This is a genomic window from Streptomyces sp. NPDC001941, assembly GCF_040296945.1.
Taxonomy (GTDB): domain Bacteria; phylum Actinomycetota; class Actinomycetes; order Streptomycetales; family Streptomycetaceae; genus Streptomyces.
In genome coordinates this window covers 72,215-91,439 of sequence record NZ_JBEOYE010000030.1, presented here as the reverse complement: position 1 = coordinate 91,439, position 19,225 = coordinate 72,215, and the positions used below count along the sequence as shown (strand labels likewise).

Genomic DNA, 19,225 nt, shown 5'->3' with positions numbered 1-19,225 from the left:
TGCTCCTTGGTCGGCCAAGGAACTTAATTGGCCGACCAAGGAATGAGCTACAGTGGCCGCGCGTTGAATGCTTGGCCGACCACACATCGGCGAGCGCACATCGACGACCACCTAGCGCCCCGGGAGCCCTCATGACCACCGCCTTCGACCCCCTGGACCTCTCCGGCACCCCGCTCGCCAACCGCATCGTGATGGCGCCGATGACCCGCAGCCGCGCCTTCGGCCCCGGCCTGACGGTCACCGACGACACGGTGGAGTACTACGCCCAGCGCGCCGGCGCCGGGCTCATCGTCACCGAGGGCGTCCAGCCCTCCGAGATCGGCCAGGGCTACCCCGACACCCCCGGCCTGCACACCGACGCGCAGGTCGAGGCCTGGCGCAGGGTGACCGACGCCGTGCACGCCGAGGGCGGCCGGATCTTCGCCCAGCTGATGCACGCGGGCCGCATCGGCCACCCCACCCTGTGGCCCGAGCGCGAGCTGGTCAGCGTCGCCCCCTCCGCCGTCACCCCGGCGGGCAAGCTCTACACCACCGGCGGCATGGTGGAGTTCCTGGAGCCGCGCGCGCTGAGCGCCGAGGAGGTCCGCGCGACCGTCGGCGACTTCGCCGACGCCGCCCGGCGGGCGATCGAGGCGGGCTTCGACGGCGTCGAGCTGCACGGGGCCAACGGCTACCTGATCCACCAGTTCCTCACCGAGGCCACCAACCGGCGCACCGACGAGTGGGGCGGCTCCGTGGAGAACCGCATCCGCTTCGCCGTCGAGGCCGCCACCGCCGTCGCCGAGGCCATCGGCGCCGACCGCACGGCCATCCGGATCTCGCCCGGGAACCCGTACAACGACATGGCCGAGACCGACACCGAGGCGCTCTACCCGGCGCTGGTCGACGCCCTGGAGCCGCTGGGCCTCGCCTACCTGCACGTCACCGAGAACGTGCCGGACCACCGCGACCTGACCCTCGCCCTGCGCAAGCGCTTCTCGGGCACCTTCGTGCTCAACCCGTACACCGAGGGCCGTCCCACCGGCCACCAGGAGCTCTCGCTCGTCGAGGACGGCACCGCCGACGTGCTCGCCTTCGGCGCGCTCTTCCTGGCCAACCCGGACCTGCCGCGGCGCCTGGCGTCCGAGGGCCCGTACAACGCCCCGGACCCGGCGACGTTCTTCGGCGGCGGCGCCAAGGGCTACACGGACTACCCGGCGCTGTAGGGGAGTTCGTACGCGTACGGGGAGGGGCCCCGCCGGACGATTCCGGCGGGGCCCCTCCCCGTACGACCTCTCACCACCGGCTCACCGCACGGGAGTGAAGTCCCGCGCCCCGATGAACTCCGGTCGGCGCACCGGCGCCGCGAACGGCTCCCGCGCCTCGTTCTCCACGCTGTTGAACACGATGAAGACGTTGCTGCGCGGGAACGGGGTGATGTTGTCCCCCGAGCCGTGCATGCAGTTGCAGTCGAACCAGGTGGCCGAGCCGGCCCGGCCGGTGAACAGCCGGATGCCGTGCGCGTCCGCCAGCTTCGTCAGCGCCTCGTCCGACGGCGTGCCCGCGTCCTGCATCTGCAGCGAGCGCTTGTAGTTGTCCTTCGGCGTGGCGCCCTCGCAGCCCAGGAACGTGCGGTGCGAGCCGGGCATGATCATCAGCCCGCCGTTGGTGTCGTGGTTCTCGGTCAGCGCGATCGACACCGACACCGTGCGCATCCGGGGCAGACCGTCCTCGGCGTGCCAGGTCTCGAAGTCGGAGTGCCAGTAGAAGCCGCTCGCCCCGAAGCCCGGCTTGACGTTGATCCGCGACTGGTGGACGTACACGTCCGAGCCCAGGATCCGGCGGGCCAGGCCCACCACGCGCTCGTCGCGCACCAGGCCCGCGAACACCTCGCTCATCCGGTGCACTTCGAACACCGAGCGCACCGCGCCGCTGCCCGGCTCCACGACGGAGCGGTCGTCGGCGCGGACCGCCGGGTCGGCGACCAGCCGGTCCAGCTCGCGCCGGTAGACGTCCACCTCGTGGTCGGCCAGCAGCTCCGGCTGGACCAGGAAGCCGTCCCGCTCGAAGGACTCCAGGCCCGCCGGGTCGCCCCAGAGCACCGGGTCCTGACGGGGCGTCATCACCTCGGAGGCGCCGCGTGAGGGGTAGAGGTCGACAGCGGTGGCCATCTCAGTCCTCCTCCGTCAGCAGCGGGTAGACGCCGTTCTCGTCGTGGTCCTCCCGCCCGGTGACCGGAGGGTTGAAGACGCACACGCAGCGGAAGTCCGTCTTGGGCTTGAGCGTGTGCCGCTCGTGCCCGTCGAGCAGGTACATCGTGCCCGGCTCGATCCAGTGGGTCTCGCCCGTCTCGTGGTCGGTGAGCTCGGCCTCGCCCTCCACGCAGAGCACGGCCTCGATGTGGTTGGCGTACCACATGGACGTCTCGGTCCCCGCGTACAGGGTCGTCTCGTGCAGCGAGAAGCCGACCTTCTCCTTGGCGAGCACGATGCGCTTGCTCTCCCAGGTGCCGGACGCGGCCTTCACGTGCCGGTCGGTGTTCTCGATCTCCTTGAACGAACGGACGATCACGGTGGTGCAACTCCCTTTATCTGTTTGCCTGTTCGAGGTCGGGTCCCGGGTTCACCGGGCCCCGGTCAGGCGGTCTCGCGGACGGCGCGGGCCAGCGTGCGCAGGCCCTCGTCCAACTCGTCGGGGGTGATGGTCAGCGACGGCAGCAGCTTCACGACCTCGCTCTGCGGGCCCGAGCTCTCCACCAGCAGCCCCAGGTCGAAGGCGCGGCGGCAGACCGCGTTCGCGCGGGTCTTGTCGGCGAACTCCAGGCCCCAGACCAGGCCGCGGCCGCGGTAGTGGGCGCCGTAGGCGGAGTTCTCGTCGCAGATCGACAGCAGGGCCTGCTCGACCTGCTCGCCGCGCACCAGGGTCTGCTTCTCCATCTGGCCGTCGGCCCAGTAGGTGTCCAGCGCGGCGGTCGCGGTGACGAAGGCCGGGTTGTTGCCGCGGAAGGTGCCGTTGTGCTCACCCGGCTCCCACACGTCCAGCTCGCCCTTGAACAGGCAGAGGGACATGGGCAGTCCGTAGCCGCTGATGGACTTGGAGACGGTGACGATGTCCGGCACGATCCCCGACTCCTCGAAGGAGAAGAAGGCGCCGGTGCGGCCGCAGCCCATCTGGATGTCGTCGACGATCAGCAGCATGTCCTGCCGGTCGCACAGCGCGCGCAGGGCGCGCAGCCACTCGGGCCGGGCCACGTTGATGCCGCCCTCGCCCTGCACCGTCTCCACGATCACGGCGGCGGGCTTGTTCAGGCCGGAGCCCTGGTCCTCCAGGAGCCGCTCGAACCACAGGAAGTCCGGGGTCTGGCCGTCCAGGTAGTTGTCGAACGGCATCGGGGTGCCGTGCACCAGCGGGATGCCGGCGCCCGCGCGCTTGAAGGCGTTGCCGGTGACGGCCAGCGAGCCCAGCGACATGCCGTGGAAGGCGTTGGTGAAGGACACGATCGACTCGCGGCCCTTGACCTTGCGGGCCAGCTTCAGCGCCGACTCCACGGCGTTGGTGCCCGTCGGCCCCGGGAACATGACCTTGTACGGCAGGTCCCTCGGGCGCAGGATCACGTTCTGGAACGACTCCAGGAAGGCGCGCTTGGCGGTCGTCGCCATGTCGAGCCCGTGCGTGATCCCGTCGCGCTCCAGGTAGTCGATGAGCGCCCGTTTCAGGACCGGGTTGTTGTGGCCGTAGTTGAGCGAGCCGGCGCCCGCGAAGAAGTCGAGGTAGCTGTGGCCGTCCTCGTCGGTGAGGCGGGCGCCCTGCGCGCGGTCGAACACGGCGGGCCAGCCGCGGCAGTAGCTGCGGACCTCGGACTCGAGGGACTCGAAGACGGACAGGGCGGGCGGGGTGATGGTCACTTGGTGTCTCCCGTGCGGTGGAGGGGGCCGATGCGGTAGAGGACCTCGGGCTGGTGCGCGCCGTCGGGGAACAGCCCGCCGTCGAAGAGGACTTCGCGGGTGAGCGGTACGTCATGCCGCCGCGCGTACGCCCGGAAGAGCCGGTCGGAGGCGGTGTTGTCCGGGGTGACGGTCGTCTCGACGGTGTGCGCCCCGCGCTCGGCGGCGCGCATGGTCAGCGCGTCGAGCAGGGTCCCGGCGAGGCCGGTGCCCCGCTGGGCGGCGTCGACGGCGATCTGCCAGACGACGAGCGTGTGGGGCCGCTCGGGCCGGATGTAGCCGGTGACGAACGCGACCGGCTGCCCGTCCGCCCCGCGCGCCACCAGCGAGGTGGCGGCGAAGTCGCGGCACCACAGGAGGTAGCTGTACGAGGAGTTCAGGTCCAGGACCTCGGAATCGCGCGCGATCCGCCAGATCGCGGCGCCGTCCTCCACTCCTGGGCTTTCGAATACGAGGGCTGCTTGTGCGGCGGTCATGGGGATGCCACTTGCCCGGGGGAGATCGAATATGCGTGGGGGTGGGGGGTGGGGGAGGAGGTGCGGATGTGTTATCCGCGCGAGCGCGGGGTGACCTGAAATGCCCCTTTCGGGGTGGTCATATGGGGGTAAATCGCCTTCGATGTGGGGTCGGTCACAGGGGTGCTGGTCGGGGGCGACTTTGTTTGGGGCGGGGGAGGGGCGGGAAGCAGCGCCTCGGGAATGTGGGGGAATGTGGGTGGGGGGTGGGGGTGTTAAGGGTGCGGGAATTCGGGGTGAAGGGGGTTTACGGAAATGGGGCGCGGGTTTCTCGCCGCTGCGGCTCTGGAATCCCCCACCCCACCCCTTCCCGAAAGCCTCCGGCGGTGGAAGGCGGAAGGATGTTCCGGGGGCTTCGCCCCCGAACCCCCGGCGGGGCTGCGCCCCTGCACCCCACTTCGGGGCTCCGCCCCGGACCCAGCTCCTCAAGCGCCGGAGGGGCTGGAAAGTCAGGCTGAGGCAGATGAATCCAGCCCCGCCGGCGTTTGAGGCGCGGGGGTGCAGGGGGCGGAGCCCCCGCAAGGCCCGCACCGCACGGTGTCGCCCCCCGCCGCCGGAGGCTTTCGGGAAGGGGTGGGGAGGGGCGCCGAAGCCCCGCACCCCGAGCCGGGTGCCGTAAAGGGGACGGGGGCCGCAGGGACCCGGGTCCCAAGGGGGCGGGCCCCCATGCCCCCGGGGTCAGGAGGTCCAGGCTTCGCCGGCCGTGCGGAGGGCCGCCTCCAGGTCCACCCGCACCCCCGCCTCCCCCAGCGCCGCCCCCAACCCCGTCAGCGACGACAGCACCGCCCCCCGCGTGGCATCCACCCCGTAGTGGTTCACCCGGATCATCGTCCGCGACAGCGCCCCACCCCCGGCGATCAGCGGCAGCGACGGGTCCGCCGCCAGCGCCTTCGCCACCAGAGCCGACGCGTCCTGCCCGAGCGACTCCGGCACGCGCAGCGTCGTCGCGACCGGAGCCGCGTCCGCCGCCTCGTACACGTACGGCTCAAGACCGCCCAGCGCCCGCGCCCCCGCCCGGGTCGCCGCCGCCGCGGAGGCGTGCCGCGCCATCAGGGCCGGCAGCCCCTCCGACTCGATCCGGTCCAGGCACGCCTCCAGGGCCAGCATCTCCAGCTGCGCAGGGGCGTGCAGCAGCGCCTTGCGGCCGCCGTCGATCCAGCGCTCCTTCCAGTCCAGGAGGGAGAGGTACGAGCGCCGGGGCGCCGCCGGGTTCGCCGCGAAGCGCTCCCAGGCCCGCTCGCTCACCGACACCGCCGAGACGCCCGCCGGACCGCCCATGGCCTTCTGCGCGCCGATGATGCACATGTCCACGCCCCAGGCGTCGGGCAGCACCGGCTCCGCGCCGATCGAGGCGACCGCGTCCAGGTAGAAGAGCGCGCCGTGCGCCCGCACGACCTCGCCGATCTCCGCGACCGGGTTGGTGTTGCCGGTGGCCGCCTCCGCGTGCACCAGCGACACGAAGTCGATCTCGGGGTGCTCGGCGAGCGCCCGCTCCACCTGCTCGGCGGTGACCGCCGCGTGGAAGGGCACCTCCAGGTCCACCACGGCCGCCCCGCAGTCGCGCAGCCAGTTGCCGAAGGTCTGCCCGTAGGGGCCGGTCACCACGTTCAGCGCGGTGGACCCGGCGCGCGCGCCGCTGCGGATGCACCCCTCCAGCGGCAGCAGCGCCTCGCCCTGCGTGATGATCACGTCCTGTCCGGTGCCGAGCAGGGCGGCCACCCGGCGCTCGATGTCCGCGAAGTGCGCGGCGGTCAGCGGGGCGAGGTCGAGGAACGGGTGCGTCACGGCGGTGCCTCTTCAGTCTGGTCCAGAAGCCCGTGTTCGGGCTGGTGCTCGAACACGAGCGTACCCAGCCCTTCCGGCCACCCCCGGGACCCGCCCCGCACCCCCCTCGTACAGTGCTGCCCATGAGCGATCACGTGGTGCTGCGGGTGAAGGGGCGGGTGCTCGCCGGTCCGGGGGACGTGCGGGGCGAACTCTGGTGCGTGGACGGGCGGATCACGTACGAGCGGCCGCCGGGGGCGCTCGCCGACGGCGCCGTGACCGTCACCGGCTGGGCGCTGCCCGGCCTGGTCGACGCGCACTGCCACGTCGGGCTCGACCAGCACGGCGCCGTGGACGCCGCCACCAGCGAGAAGCAGGCGCTGACCGACCGCGACGCGGGCACCCTGCTGATCCGCGACGCGGGCTCGGCCGCCGACACCCGCTGGATCGACGACCGCGAGGACCTGCCGAAGATCATCCGGGCGGGCCGGCACATCGCCCGCACCCGCCGCTACATCCGCAACTACGCGCACGAGATCGAGCCGGGCGACCTCGCCGCGTACGTCACCCGGGAGGCCCGGCGCGGCGACGGCTGGGTGAAGCTGGTCGGCGACTGGATCGACCGGGCCGAGGGCGACCTGACCGCCTGCTGGCCCCGCTGGGCGGTCGAGGAGGCGATGGAGGCCGCGCACCGCGAGGGCGCCCGGGTGACCGCGCACTGCTTCGCCGAGGACTCGCTGCGGGACCTGGTGGAGGCGGGCATCGACTGCGTCGAGCACGCGACGGGGCTCACCGAGGACACCATCCCGCTGTTCGCGGAGCGGGGCGTCGCGATCGTGCCGACGCTGGTCAACATCGCCACGTTCCCGCACCTCGCGGACGGCGGCGAGGCCAAGTTCCCCCGCTGGTCGGCCCACATGCGGCGGCTGCACGAGCGCCGTTACGACACCGTGCGCGCCGCGTACGACGCGGGCGTCCCGGTCTTCGTCGGCACCGACGCGGGCGGCTCGCTGGCCCACGGCCTGGTGGCCGCCGAGGTCGCCGAGCTGGTGAAGGCGGGCATCCCGGCCCTCGACGCGCTCTCCGCCACCGCCTGGGGCGCCCGCGCCTGGCTGGGCCGCCCGCTCCTGGAGGAGGGCGACCCGGCCGACCTGGTCGTCTACGACAGCGACCCGCGCGCCGACGTGCGGGTGCTCGCGGCCCCGGCCCGGGTGGTCCTGGCGGGCCGGGTGGTCGCCTGAGCCCGGCCCGGCCCGGGCGCCCTCACGGGCCCGCCGGCTCCCGCGTCAGGAAGGTGAGCCGGGCCCGCTTCGCCGGGATGTGGACCTCGGGCAGGTCCACCTCGGGCAGCACCACGAGCGGCCCCAGCGTGAAGCCGCAGCGCACCAGCCGGGCGATCGCCTTGGCGTTGGCCGCGTCCGGCTCCGCCACCAGCCGGGTGCGGTCGCGCAGCGCGAAGGCGAACAGCGCCCCGAGCAGCGCGCCCGAGTAGCCGGGGCGCGGCGTGGCGGCGGGCCCGACCATCAGGTGCACCCCGAGGTCGCCGGGGAGCGGGTCGTAGCACTCGCTGACCCGGTCGGCCTCCGGTTCGTACGTCTGGAACAGCGCGGCCGGCTCCCCGTCGAGCCGGGCCAGGAACCCGTGGTGCGTGTCGAGCGAGTCCAGGTGGGCGTACACCTCGCGGACCTCGTCCGGGCTCGCGCCGCGCATGCCCCAGAAGCGGGCCCGCTCGGCGCTCACCCAGGAGTGGATCAGCGGGGCGTCGGCATCGGGGTCGACGGGGTCGACCCGGACCGTGCCGAGGCCCTCGACCTCCTGCACGTACAGCGGTCCGGCGGCGTACCGGGGGTCAGAGGCCATCGTGGTGCTCCTCGCGCAGTCGGTTCCAGTCGGTGACCACCGGGGCGAGTCCGCCCCGCAGCCACAGCGGCAGCTGATCGCGCCGGTGCGGGTCGCCGGGCACCCCGGACGCCCCGAACGGCACGATCCACGCACTGTTCTGACGGTCCGCCAGGTCCCAGACCCAGCGCGCCGCCGACGCCCGGGCGGCCCGGTCGGTGAGCCCGGGCACGCTGGACGCGGACATCACGCAGTCGTGGTCGCCGGGCAGGGCGGGCCACCGCGCGTCGTCCCCGTCGGGCAGCGCCTGCCACGGGGCGAGGCGGTGGGTGGCGCCCCAGACGGCCGCCGGGGCGGCGGCCGCCTCCTCCAGCGCCGCGCGGACCAGGGCGGTCCGGTCGGCGGCGGGCAGCAGGTCCGCGGTCAGCAGCGACTCCACCGCGTAGGCGACCCGCGCGGTCAGCGACAGCCAGGGGCGCAGCACGGAGGGGTACGCGGGCGGGTCGGCCAGCTCCGCGAACGCCGGGTGCGCGGCCAGCCGCCGTACCACCCCGGACCGCAGGGCCGCGTACGCCGCAGCGTCCGCGCTGTCCGGCTCCATCGTCCGGTCCCAGGCGAGCAGCCGGTCGCGCAGCCCGGCCGCCGCGGCGCCCAGGTCGTCGAGGGTGCCCAGGAGTCCGAGCAGCGGACCTGCGGAGGGCAGCCGGGTGTCGCGGTGCACGGCGGCCATGTCGGCGACGGTCGCCGCCCGCGCGCCGGCGAGTAGCGCCCCGATCCGCTCGGCGCGGTACGGGGGAGCGAACTCCACGCCCAACTCGCCGGCGATCCCGCGTGCGTTGGCCATCACGGCGACCTCGCCGACCACCGCGCGCGGCATCTCGTGCCAGCCCCGCCAGGCGTGTCCGGCCTCCCAGGCGGGCACCACCCGCAGCCGGTTGTCCCGGTGGCGCACCGGCACCCGCCCGGCCACCCGGTGCAGCAGCCCGCCCGAGGTGTCGGCGGCCAGCACCACGTTCACCGGCTCCACCCAGGCGTCGAACGCCCGGTCCACGTCACCGACCGTGCGGGCGGCCAGCAGCGCGGGCAGCGCCTCGAAGCCCGACTCCCCGGTGACGCGCGGCGGGTAGCGCAGGCTGAGCGCCTCGATGCCGTTGCCGTCCACGACCACCGGGCCGCGTTCGGTCTCCACGACCTCCACGGACACCGGGGCGCCGCCCGCCACCTCGACCGTCTCGGTGTGCGCGCTCGCGGGCCGCCAGCCGTCGGGGCCGAGCGCCTCCACGCCGTCGGCGGTGCGCCGCAGCCGCTCCCGGTAGAGGTCCTGGTAGTCGGCCATCGCGTTGGTGATGCCCCAGGCGACGGCGCCCGCGTGGCCGAAGTGGCCGAGGCCGGGCACCCCGGGCACGGCCAGGCCGAGCACGTCGTACTCCGGGCAGGACAGCCGTATCTGCTGGTAGACGCCCGGGTCCTCGATGAACCGGTGCGGGTCGCCCGCCAGCAGCGCGGCCCCCGTGGCGGTGCGCGCGCCGGACAGCAGCCAGCCGTTGGAGCCCGCCGTGCCGGGGCCGTCCGTGGCGAACAGCTCCACCGCCGCGTCGCCCAGGACCCGGGCGACCTCCTCGCGCCAGAGCTTGGCCGGGAACCCGGCGAACAGGATGTGGGTGGCGAGCCAGACGCCCAGCGGGGTCCACGGCTCCCAGCGGCCCGGAGCGAGGCCGGTGGCCGCGAACTCGGGTGCGCGGGCGGCCCCGCGGGCCAGCCCCGCGTTGACCCCGTCGACGTACGCCGCGAGCCAGCGGGCCGTGCCGGGGGAGAGCGAGGCGTGGCAGCGCCGGGCGGTGTCGTCGAGCCGGGCGCGCCGCGCGAACACGTCCCAGTCGACGGCCCCGGGCCCGAGGAAGGCGGCGGTGGTGCCGCGCGAGCGGTGCCGCTCGACCTCCAGCTGCCAGGCCCGGTCCAGGGCGGTGACGTACCCCTGGGCGCGGGCGAGTCCGAGCGGGTCGTCCGCCTTCACGTGCGGGACGCCCCAGGCGTCCCGGTGGACCTCGATGCTCACTCTGCGACGCTCGCTCTGCACACGGTGACCGCCCTCGGGATCGGCGGACCACACTCCGGAGCCCTTCCCTTTTTTAGGTTAGGCTGACCTAACTTATACGGGTCGGGGCGGCCGGGGAGCAATCCCGGGCCCGAGGGAGGGAGACCGCGGTGGGGCATGGCTGGGAGGGCGTCGTCCTCAAGCTCTTCAGGGGCAAGGACTTCACGTTCACGGTGACCGGCGCCGAGCAGGTGACCGAGCACTTCCGCCGGGTGGAACTGACCGACGGCGGACTGCTCGCCGCGGCCGGCACGCACCCGACGATGTGGGTGCGCCTGTGGTTCGACGACGGCGGCAAGCCGCACCAGCGCGCCTACACGCTGGTCGACCCGGACCCGGAGAAGGGCACGTTCGGCCTGGAGTTCGCGCTGCACGACGGGGTCGCCAGCGACTGGGCGCGCACCGTGGAGCCCGGCGCCACCATCGACGCCACCCTCCAGGGCACCGGCTTCAGCGCCCCCGACCCGGCGCCCGGACGGCTCTTCGTCGTCGGCGACCCGGCCTCGCTGCCCGCCGTCAACTCCCTGCTCGCCGCGCATCCCGGGGTGCCCGCCACGCTCTGGTTCGAGACCCGGCACCCCGGCGACGCCGACCTCCCGCTGCGGATCGACCCCGAGCTGCACCAGCTGCGCACCGTGCCGCGCGGGGACTCCGGCGGCGCACTGGTCCGCGACGTGCGCGAGACGCTGCCCGGGCTGCTCGACGGGGTGGAGCGGCCGTACGTGTGGATCGCCTGCGACACCGCGACCACCCGCGCCCTCTCCGCGTACGTCCGCAAGGAACTCGCGCTCCCCAAGGACCGGGTGAACGCGCTCGGCTACTGGCGCGCCGCGTGACGCCGGAGCCCTCACGGGACGGCTGGGGCGCGGGAATCGAATGAGCGGGCGGTAGTGCCCCGTTGGGGTGAACTCACGTTGGGCGCACGCCGGTTCACTCATTGTGCGTAAGGATTCCGGTGTCCCGGTCGCCGCCGACGACGAACGCGTGTCCCCGCGTTCCCCCGTGCGCGGCGGCGACACCGTGCCTCTCGTGGGGGTTCCACCACCTTGAACAGCAACACCTTCCGCACGCCCGCACGCCGTCTCGCCGCCACCTCGGCGGCCGCGGCACTCGCCACCGGGCCCCTCCTCCTGTCCGCCCCCGCGGCGCACGCCACCGGTGGCGAGGGACGCGCCAGTGCGGTCGTCCTGCGCACCGGGCTCGACGTCGACCTGCTCAACAAGACCGTGCAGGTGCCCCTGAAGGTCACCCTCAACGAGGTCCAGGCGCCCGCCAGTTCGGACAGGACCGCGCTCACCGTCAAGCTCGACGGCGTCGACCAGGGCCGTCCCGTCAGCGTCCTCAAGGCCGACGTCGCCACGGCGCGCGCCACCGTCGGCGGCGGCCGCGCCGAGGGGTACGCCAACCTGGCCCGGGCCCGGCTGCACGTCCCCGGCCTGCCGCTGCTCTCGCTGGTGGAGGTCGAACAGGTCACCTCCAAGGCGGTCTGCGTCGCCGGGAAGAAGCCGGTCGCCGAGTCCAACCTGCTCGGGCACGTCACCGTCCTGGGCAAGAAGGTCACCCTGAGCGCCGGCGGCCCGACCCGCGTCGAGGTCCCGGGCGTCGGAGAGGTCCGGCTCGACCTCTCCACCACCCGCACCACCTCCACCACGGCGGCGGCCACCGCGCTGCGGCTCGGCGTCGCGGTCAACCCGCTGAAGCTCAACGTCGCCGAGGTGAACGGCGAGGTCACCCTCGCCGAGGCCACCTGCCGCACCCCGGAGGAGAAGCCCGAGGTCCCCCGCGAGGAGAGCTCCGGCGGCACCGGGCCGAAGACCCAGGTGGAGGCCGCCCGCCCGGCGGAGGCCAACCTCGCGGAGACCGGCGGCAGTTCCACCACCCCGTACCTGGTGGCGGGCGCGGCGGCGCTGCTCGCGGCGGGCGGCCTGACGCTGACGGTGCTCCGCCTGCGCGCGCGGCGCTAGCGGCGACGGGGGCAGGGGGGACCGGGCGTCGGCCTCCGGGCCGGCGCCTCGTAGACCGGGGGAACGCCCCCGAAGGGCCGGGCCGCCCGTGCGACTGGGGAGGAACGCGGGCGGTCCGGTCCGGGGGCGGGGGAAGACGGGGGCGGGGGGAAGAGGCGGGGGAGTACGGGGACACGGGGGATCCGGGGGGATCCCGAGGGGGGATCGAGGGGGCAGGGGGGCAAGGGGGGCGGGAGAGCGGTGCTCACACGTACGAGCACCGCTCTCCCGCCGTGCGGTGCCGTGCCGCGCTCTGCGGTGCCGCCCCACGGCCCACCGCCCCGAGCCGCCCCACCAAGCCGAGAGCGGCGCTCACTTGCGCGAGCGCCGCTCTCACTTCCTCCGCCGCTTCCGCCGCTTCCTCGACGGCGCCGCGCCTCAGCCTCGTCCGCAGGGCCCGCAGGGCCCGCGTCCCGCCCTCAGCGCGTCGCGTACCCCGAAGCCACCAGCGCCTGGTCCAGCGCCTGCAGGAAGCGGTTCGTCGTGGCCCGGTCCCGCACCGCAAGGCGCAGCCAGTCGCGGTCGAGCCCCGGGAAGGTGTCCCCGCGCCGCGCCGCGAACCCCAGCGCCCGCAGCCGCTCCCGCACCACGTCCGCCCGCTCCACCCGGATCAGCACGAACGGGCCCTGCGCCGAATCCACCGCGCGGACCTCCTCGAACTCCGCGAGCCCCGCGAGCAGGTGGTCCCGCTCCACCCCGATCCGGTACGCCGCGTGCTCCGCCTCCGCCAGCGCGGCCCGCGTCATGCACGCCTCCGCCGCCGCCAGCGCGGGCGTCGACACCGGCCACAGCGGCTGCGCCCGGCCGAGCAGGGCGATCGTCTCCGGGTGCCCGAGCACGTACCCGATCCGCAGCCCGGCGAGCCCCCAGGTCTTGGTGAGGCTGCGCAGCACCACGAGCCCCGGCACGTCGGTGCGCCCGGCCAGCGACTCCCGCTCGCCCGGCACCGCGTCGATGAACGCCTCGTCGACCACCAGCGTCCGCCCGGGCCGCGCCAGCGAGGCGATCGTCCCGGCCGGGTGCAGCACGGACGTCGGGTTCGTCGGGTTGCCGACCACCACCAGGTCCGCGTCCTCGGGCACCGCCGCCGGATCGAGCCGGAAGCCGTCCGCCTCCCGCAGCAGCACCCGCTCCACCTCGTGGCCCGCGTCCCGCAGCGCCGACTCCGGCTCCGTGAACTGCGGGTGCACCACCACCGGGCGGCGCACCGGCAGCGCCCGCGCGAGCAGGACGAACGCCTCGGCCGCGCCCGCCGTCAGCAGGACCCGGTCGGCGGGCAGTCCGTGCCGCTCGGCCACCGCGGCCCGGGCGGTCCGCCCGTCGGGGTAGGCGGCCAGGCCGGTCAGCGAGTCGGCGATGCGCTCGCGCAGCCAGTCCGGCGGGGTGTTCGCGCGGACGTTGACCGCGAGGTCGGTCAGCTTCTCGTCCCGTACCTCCGCGTCGCCGTGGTGGCGCAGGTCGTGGGGTGCGGGGTCGTGGACGTCTGGGTGCGTATGCATGGCCGCCGTGGTGTGGGTGAAGTGGGGGGTTGACGGTGCGTGCGGTGCGGATGGGGGCGGGGACCCGTGGGGTACGGGAGGGGACGCGTGAGGCGTCGACGGGGCGGGGGATCCGGTCAGGGGTGCGAAGGGTGCCTCCCCAGCGGTGTACCCGGGTCCCTCGGCCAACAACCGCCCGCCACCGCCCGGTTCACGGCCACCGGCCTCCCCGCACGGGGACCCGCCCGAGGACCCGCGGGAGCGCGCGCCGTCGCCGCCGGGCCCCTCGCCCGGGGCCGCCGCCGGGCCGCGGGCGTCCGCCGGTCCCGGCCCCGCCCCCGCCCGGTCGTCGTCCAGCCGCGCCACCGCGCAGGTGGCCCCGGCCCAGGCCGAGCGCCGCTTGGGCACCAGCAGGACGCCGCCGCGCACCAGCGCCGCCGCCTCCGCGACCGACGCCGTGCCGGCCGCCCGCAGCACCCGCTCCGACGGGTCCGGCACCGTGACGGCCGCCAGCTCCTCGGGCGGGTGCGCCCGCAGCGGCACGCCGAGCCGCGCCGCCGCCGCGACGATCCCCGGCTCCGCCGCCTTGGCCGCCGCGGTCGCCAGCTCCACGCCCTCGCCCGGGCGCGGCCCCGCCTCCCGCAGCGCCTCGCCCACCAGCTCCAGGACCTCCTCGGCCGACACGCCGCGCCGCGCGCCGACCCCCACCACCAGCGTGCTCACGGCACCTCCGTCCGCCGCGCCCGGACGTGCGGACCGGCATGATCATCGGATAGCAAGGGCCCATGGCCGTAATCGTCGCGCTCGGCGCGTTCCTCATGACGCTCGTCGGTGGCTGGACCGCCCAGCGCGTCACGGACCGGCGCCACCTGGTGCTCGGGCTCGCCGGCGGGCTGATGCTCGGCGTGGTCGGGCTCGACCTGCTGCCGGAGGCGGTGGACGCCGCCGGGGACGAGGTGTTCGGCGTCCCCCAGGCGCTGCTGCTGTTCGTCGGCGGCTTCCTCTTCGCCCACCTCGTGGAGCGCCTGCTGGCGGTCCGCCGGGCCGCCCACGGCGCGGACCCGCAGGAGCGGGTGCCCCAGGTGGGGCTCACGGCCGCGGCCGCCATGGTGGTGCACAGCCTGATGGACGGCGTGGCGCTCGGCGCGGCCTTCCAGATCGGCGGCGGCATGGGCGCGGCCGTGGCGCTCGCGGTGATCACGCACGACTTCGCGGACGGCTTCAACACGTACACGATCACGAGCCTGTACGGGAACGAGCGGCGCAAGGCGCTCGCCATGCTGTTCGCCGACGCGCTGGCCCCGGTCGTCGGCGCCGCCTCGACGCTGGTGCTCACCCTTCCGGAGCAGTTGCTCGGCAGCTATCTCGGGTTCTTCGGCGGCGCCCTGCTCTACCTGGCCGCCGCCGAGATCCTGCCCGAGGCGCACCACGACCACCCGGCCCGCTCCACCCTGCTGTGCACGGTGGCCGGTGCCGCCTTCATCTGGCTGGTGGTGGGCATCGCCGACTGAGCTCACGCGCTCACGCCCGGGAGCGCCCGCAGTGCTCGACGAACCGCCGCGCGGTGCCCGGCGCGCCCGCCCAGTGCGTGTGGACATAGCTCGCGTGCACCCCCTGCCGTACGAATCCCTCGACCCGGCGCTCCGGCTGGCGCAGCCCCCAGGCGGGCGCCTCCCCGGCGCCCGGTTCGATCACCGTACGGTGGAACTCGTGGCCGCGCATCCTCGTACCGGCCGCGGCCAGCGCGCTGTCACCGAGGGCGACGGCGTCCCGGTAGCCCAGGGTGAGCCGCTCGGTCATCCGCGCGTCGGCGTCCAGCACCCCGCACATGGGCCGGCCGTCCAGCGACCGCGCCAGGTACAGCAGTCCGGCGCACTCGGCGGCCACCGGGGCGCCGGAGCGGGCCAGTTCGGCGACGGCCTTGCGCAGCCGGGCGTTGGCGGACAGCGCCTCCCCGTACACCTCGGGGAAGCCGCCCCCGATGACGAGCCCGGCGGTGCCCTCGGGCAGCTCCTCGTCGCGCAGCGGGTCGAACGGCACCACCTCGGCCCCGGCGGCGGTGAGCAGTTCGGCGTGCTCGGCGTAGGAGAAGGTGAACGCGGCGCCGCCCGCGACCGCGACCACGGGCCGCGGCGTCCCGGCGGCCCCGGACGCGGCGTCGGACGCGGGCGTCCAGGGCTCGGCGTCCAGCGGGGGAGCGGACCGGGCCAGGGCCAGCAGCCCCTCCAGGTCGCACCCGGCGCGCACCTGCTCGGCCTGGGCCGCCACCGCCTCCACCGCGGCGGCCTGCCGCTCGGCCACCGGCACCAGGCCCAGGTGCCGCGACGGCGTGGCCACGGCCGGGGCGCGGCGCAGCACGCCGAGCACCGGCACCCCGGAGCCGCCGAGCGCCTCGCGCAGCAGGTGCTCGTGCCGGTCGGTGGCCACCTTGTTGAGGATCACCCCGCCGATCCGCACCTCCGGGTCCCAGGAGGCGAAGCCGTGCACCAGCGCGGCCACCGACCTGGACTGCGAGGAGGCGTCCACGACCAGCACCACCGGTGCCCGCAGCAGCTTGGCGACCTGGGCGGTCGAGGCGAGCTCGCCCTGGTCGGCGGCGCCGTCGTACAGGCCCATCACCCCCTCGACGACGGCCAGGTCGCAGCCGGCCGCGCCGTGCGCGAAGAGTGGCGCGACCAGGCCCGTGCCGCACATGAACGCGTCGAGGTTGCGGCCCGGGCGGCCGGTGGCGAGCGCGTGGTAGCCCGGGTCGATGTAGTCGGGCCCCACCTTGTGCGGGGACACCTTCAGGCCGCGCCCGGCGAACGCGGCCATCAGGCCGGTCGCGACCGTGGTCTTGCCCGCGCCGGAGGACGGTGCGGCGATGACGAGACGTGCTACCACTCGATGCCCCGCTGGCCCTTCTGACCGGCGTCCATGGGGTGCTTCACCTTGGACATGTCGGTGACCAGGTCGGCGAACGCGCAGAGCTCCTCGGGGGCGTTGCGGCCGGTGACGACCACGTGCTGGGTGCCGGGACGGTTGCGCAGCACCTCGACGACCTCGGCGACGTCGACCCAGCCCCAGTGCAGCGGGTAGGCGAACTCGTCCAGGACGTAGAACGCGTACGTCTCCTCGGCCAGGCAGCGCTTGACCTGCTCCCAGCCCTCGCGCGCCTTGTCCTCGTTGGACATCTCGCCGTCACGCTGGATCCAGGACCAGCCCTCGCCCATCTTGTGCCAGTCCACGGTGCCGCCCTCGCCGGAGGCGCCGAGCACCTTCAGGGCGTTCTCCTCGCCGACCTTCCACTTGGCGGACTTCACGAACTGGAACACCCCGACGGGCCAGCCCTGGTTCCAGGCGCGCAGCGCCATCCCGAAGGCGGCCGTCGACTTGCCCTTGCCGACGCCCGTGTGGACCATCACCAGCGGCCTGTTGCGCCGCTGACGGGTCGTCAGGCCGTCCTGGGGCACCACGCTCGGCTGTCCCTGCGGCATCAGGCCGCCCTCCTCTGCGACGTCGCGGTCGCGTCCCGGACCAGACCCGCGATCGAGTCGGCCCTCAGTTCGTCCAAGGTCACTGCCGTACCGCCCAGTTCACGGGCGAGGTCGGCCGCCAGGCCGAGCCGCACGTGGCCCGACTCGCAGTCCACCACGACCGCCGCGACGCCCTCGGCCGCGTGCAGCCGGGCCGCCCGCGCGGCCAGCGCCACCGGGTCCGGGCCGCTGCCGGTCGCCCGCCCGTCGGTCACCACCACGAGCAGCGGCCGGCGCGCGGGGTCGCGCAGCCGCTCCACCCGCAGCACGTCGTGGGCCTTGAGCAGCCCGGCGGCCAGCGGGGTGCGCCCGCCGGTCGGCAGCCGCTCCAGGCGGGCGGCGGCCGCGTCCACCGACGACGTCGGAGGCAGCGCCACCTCGGCGTCCCGGCCCCGGAAGGTCACCAGGCCCACCTTGTCGCGCCGCTGGTAGGCGTCGAGCAGCAGCGAGAGCACCGCGCCCTTCACCGCGCTCATCCGCTGCCGGGCCGCCATCGAGCCCGACGCGTCGACGGCGAACAGCACCAGGTTGCCCTCGCGGCCCTCCCGGGTCGCCTGGCGCAGGTCGTCGCGGCGGACGACCAGGCCGGGCCCCGAGCGCCCGCGGGCCCGCTGGTGCGGCGCGGCGGCCCGTACCGTGGCGGCCAGGTGCAGCTTGGTCAGGGTGCCCCGGGGCCGCTGGGACCCGGTGGTGCGCCCGTGCTCGGTGCGGGCCCGCGAGCGCCGCCCGGAGGCCCCGTCGCCCAGGCCGGGCACGGTGAGCACCTTCGTACGGAACGGCTCGGCCGCCCCCACGGCGGCGCGCTCGCCAGGCCCGCCGCCGGACCGCGGCGCCTGCGGGGCCTCGGCCGGGGCCTCGGAGGGCCCGCCGGAATCCGGCCCCGCGTCCGGCCCCGCGTCCGACGGCGACTCCGGCTGCGACTCCGCGGCCGGCGCGTCGCCCTGCGGCGGCACCCCGCCGCCCCCGGGACCGCCGCCCCCGTCGGGACCCGGGTCCGGGTCGTCGTCGCCGCCCCGCTCGTCCTCGAACGGCTCCAGGGTGTCGTCGAGCTTGTCCTCGTCAAGACCGGGCGCGTCGAACGGGTTGCGGCGGCGGCGGTGCGGCAGCGCGAGCAGCGCGGCCTGCCGGACGTCCTGCGACGTCACCTCCGTACGCCCGTCCCAGGCGGCCAGCGCGGCGCAGGTGCGCGCCATCACGATGTCGGCGCGCATCCCGTCGACCTCGAACGCGGCGCAGGTGGCCGCGATCTGACGCAGTGTCACGTCGTCCAGGACCACCTCGGGGAGCAGCGCGCGGGCGGCGACGATGCGGGCCCGCAGGGCGCCCTCCTCGGCGGCCCAGCGCGCCGAGAAGCCGGCCGGGTCGTCGTCGTACCCGAGCCTGCGCCGCACCACCTCCACCCGCTGCTCCGGATCGCGCGACGCGGCGACCTCCACGGTCAGCCCGAAGCGGTCCAGCAACTGCGGGCGCAGCTCGCCCTCTTCGGGGTTCATGGTGCCCACGAGCAGGAAGCGCGCCGCGTGCCGTACGGAGACGCCCTCGCGCTCCACGTACGACGAACCCATCGCCGCCGCGTCCAGCAGCAGGTCGATCAGGTGGTCGTGCAGCAGGTTGACCTCGTCGACGTACAGGATCCCGCGGTTGGCCGCCGCCAGCAGGCCCGGCTCGAAGGACTTCACGCCCTCGGCGAGCGCCCGCTCGATGTCGAGCGCGCCCACCAGGCGGTCCTCGGAGGCGCCGACCGGCAGCTCGACCATGGCGGTCGGGCGCGCGGCCCCCGCCCCGGCTTCGTGCGGCCCGTCGGGGCACCGCGGGTCCGGCGCGCCCGGGTCGCAGGCGAACCGGCAGCCGGGCACCACGTCGATGTCGGGCAGCAGCGCCGCGAGCCCGCGCATGATGGTCGACTTGGCGGTGCCCTTCTCCCCGCGCACCAGCACGCCGCCGATGGCCGGGGAGACGGCGTTGAGCAGCAGGCTCAGCCGCATGTCGTCCATCCCCACCACCGCGGTGAAGGGGTACTGCGCGGTACCTGTCATCCCAGTGCCTGTCATCCGAACCTTTCCTCCCGCAACGCCTCGTCCCTCTCCCGGCGG

At 74.9% G+C, this 19,225-nt stretch carries 16 protein-coding genes; 5 read left to right on the top strand and 11 right to left on the bottom strand.

What is annotated here, in order from left to right; all coding sequences use genetic code 11:
* The first annotated feature begins 131 nt into the window (after positions 1–131).
* A complete protein-coding gene (locus ABT160_RS21335; RefSeq protein WP_351649278.1) occupies positions 132–1,205 on the top strand; it encodes an alkene reductase in 1,074 nt (357 codons plus the stop codon).
* Positions 1,206–1,286: 81 nt separating this feature from the next.
* Here ABT160_RS21335 and thpD read toward each other — a convergent pair whose 3' ends face one another.
* From thpD to ABT160_RS21310, 5 genes are all read right to left on the bottom strand, one after another.
* Positions 1,287–2,150: an ectoine hydroxylase gene (gene thpD, locus ABT160_RS21330; RefSeq protein ID WP_351649277.1), complete on the bottom strand. Its 864-nt coding sequence runs from the start codon at positions 2,148–2,150 to the stop codon at positions 1,287–1,289.
* Position 2,151: 1 nt separating this feature from the next.
* Positions 2,152–2,550 carry an ectoine synthase gene (locus tag ABT160_RS21325; protein WP_351649276.1) on the bottom strand — a complete coding sequence of 133 codons (399 nt, stop codon included), beginning with the start codon at positions 2,548–2,550 and terminating at the stop codon, positions 2,152–2,154.
* A 65-nt stretch (positions 2,551–2,615) separates the two neighbouring features.
* On the bottom strand, positions 2,616–3,884 hold the full coding sequence (ectB, locus tag ABT160_RS21320) for a diaminobutyrate--2-oxoglutarate transaminase (RefSeq protein ID WP_351649274.1): 1,269 nt from the start codon (positions 3,882–3,884) through the stop codon (positions 2,616–2,618).
* Positions 3,881–4,399 carry a diaminobutyrate acetyltransferase gene (gene ectA, locus ABT160_RS21315; RefSeq protein WP_351649273.1) on the bottom strand — a complete coding sequence of 173 codons (519 nt, stop codon included), beginning with the start codon at positions 4,397–4,399 and terminating at the stop codon, positions 3,881–3,883. The genes ectB and ectA overlap by 4 nt, the downstream gene beginning before the upstream one ends.
* 717 nt (positions 4,400–5,116) lie before the next feature.
* On the bottom strand, positions 5,117–6,223 hold the full coding sequence (locus tag ABT160_RS21310; protein ID WP_351649272.1) for a pyridoxal-phosphate-dependent aminotransferase family protein: 1,107 nt from the start codon (positions 6,221–6,223) through the stop codon (positions 5,117–5,119).
* A 122-nt stretch (positions 6,224–6,345) separates the two neighbouring features.
* Between ABT160_RS21310 and ABT160_RS21305 the strand changes: the two genes are divergently transcribed.
* Positions 6,346–7,443 (top strand): amidohydrolase family protein, encoded by a 1,098-nt coding sequence (locus tag ABT160_RS21305; RefSeq protein WP_351649271.1) that lies wholly within the window; start codon positions 6,346–6,348, stop codon positions 7,441–7,443.
* 22 nt (positions 7,444–7,465) lie between these two features.
* Here ABT160_RS21305 and ABT160_RS21300 read toward each other — a convergent pair whose 3' ends face one another.
* The gene (locus ABT160_RS21300) at positions 7,466–8,062 is read right to left on the bottom strand and encodes a GNAT family N-acetyltransferase (protein WP_351649270.1); all 597 of its coding nucleotides are present in this window, start codon (positions 8,060–8,062) and stop codon (positions 7,466–7,468) included.
* Positions 8,052–10,097 (bottom strand): penicillin acylase family protein, encoded by a 2,046-nt coding sequence (locus tag ABT160_RS21295; RefSeq protein WP_351649269.1) that lies wholly within the window; start codon positions 10,095–10,097, stop codon positions 8,052–8,054. The genes ABT160_RS21300 and ABT160_RS21295 overlap by 11 nt, the downstream gene beginning before the upstream one ends.
* A 149-nt stretch (positions 10,098–10,246) precedes the next feature.
* On the opposite strand from ABT160_RS21295, the gene ABT160_RS21290 reads away from it, so the two are divergent.
* Positions 10,247–10,972, top strand: coding sequence for a siderophore-interacting protein (locus ABT160_RS21290; protein WP_351649268.1), 726 nt, complete (start codon positions 10,247–10,249; stop codon positions 10,970–10,972).
* Between the two features lie 210 nt (positions 10,973–11,182).
* Complete coding sequence (locus ABT160_RS21285; RefSeq protein WP_351649267.1) at positions 11,183–12,100, top strand: SCO1860 family LAETG-anchored protein; 918 nt, start codon at positions 11,183–11,185, stop codon at positions 12,098–12,100.
* Positions 12,101–12,558: 458 nt separating this feature from the next.
* On the opposite strand, the gene cobC is transcribed toward ABT160_RS21285, so the two are convergent.
* Positions 12,559–14,340, bottom strand: a complete 1,782-nt coding sequence (cobC, locus tag ABT160_RS21280) for an Rv2231c family histidinol phosphate aminotransferase CobC (RefSeq protein WP_351649266.1) — start codon at positions 14,338–14,340, stop codon at positions 12,559–12,561.
* Between the two features lie 62 nt (positions 14,341–14,402).
* Here cobC and ABT160_RS21275 point away from each other — a divergent pair, with 62 nt between their 5' ends.
* Entirely contained in the window at positions 14,403–15,128 is a 726-nt protein-coding gene (locus tag ABT160_RS21275) for a ZIP family metal transporter (protein WP_351649265.1), read from the top strand.
* A 10-nt stretch (positions 15,129–15,138) separates the two neighbouring features.
* On the opposite strand, the gene ABT160_RS21270 is transcribed toward ABT160_RS21275, so the two are convergent.
* From ABT160_RS21270 to ABT160_RS21260, 3 genes are read right to left on the bottom strand one after another with little or no spacing between them, the layout of a single operon-like run.
* A complete protein-coding gene (locus ABT160_RS21270) occupies positions 15,139–16,500 on the bottom strand; it encodes a cobyrinic acid a,c-diamide synthase CobB (protein ID WP_351649264.1) in 1,362 nt (453 codons plus the stop codon).
* Positions 16,494–17,093: a cob(I)yrinic acid a,c-diamide adenosyltransferase gene (gene cobO / locus ABT160_RS21265; RefSeq protein ID WP_351649263.1), complete on the bottom strand. Its 600-nt coding sequence runs from the start codon at positions 17,091–17,093 to the stop codon at positions 16,494–16,496. The genes ABT160_RS21270 and cobO overlap by 7 nt, the downstream gene beginning before the upstream one ends.
* Positions 17,093–19,168, bottom strand: coding sequence for a putative cobaltochelatase (locus ABT160_RS21260; RefSeq protein WP_351649262.1), 2,076 nt, complete (start codon positions 19,166–19,168; stop codon positions 17,093–17,095). The genes cobO and ABT160_RS21260 overlap by 1 nt, the downstream gene beginning before the upstream one ends.
* Positions 19,169–19,225: the final 57 nt, after the last annotated feature.

Excerpts from the sequence above, each read along its gene's own strand:
- ectA (WP_351649273.1), bottom strand. The coding sequence starts at position 4,399 with ATGACCGCCGCACAAGCAGCCCTCGTATTCGAAAGCCCAGGAGTGGAG.
- ABT160_RS21260 (WP_351649262.1), bottom strand. The coding sequence starts at position 19,168 with ATGACAGGTACCGCGCAGTACCCCTTCACCGCGGTGGTGGGGATGGAC.
- ABT160_RS21275 (WP_351649265.1), top strand. The coding sequence starts at position 14,403 with ATGGCCGTAATCGTCGCGCTCGGCGCGTTCCTCATGACGCTCGTCGGT.
- cobO (WP_351649263.1), bottom strand. The coding sequence starts at position 17,093 with ATGCCGCAGGGACAGCCGAGCGTGGTGCCCCAGGACGGCCTGACGACC.
- ABT160_RS21335 (WP_351649278.1), top strand. The coding sequence starts at position 132 with ATGACCACCGCCTTCGACCCCCTGGACCTCTCCGGCACCCCGCTCGCC.
- ABT160_RS21300 (WP_351649270.1), bottom strand. The coding sequence starts at position 8,062 with ATGGCCTCTGACCCCCGGTACGCCGCCGGACCGCTGTACGTGCAGGAG.
- thpD (WP_351649277.1), bottom strand. The coding sequence starts at position 2,150 with ATGGCCACCGCTGTCGACCTCTACCCCTCACGCGGCGCCTCCGAGGTG.
- ABT160_RS21305 (WP_351649271.1), top strand. The coding sequence starts at position 6,346 with ATGAGCGATCACGTGGTGCTGCGGGTGAAGGGGCGGGTGCTCGCCGGT.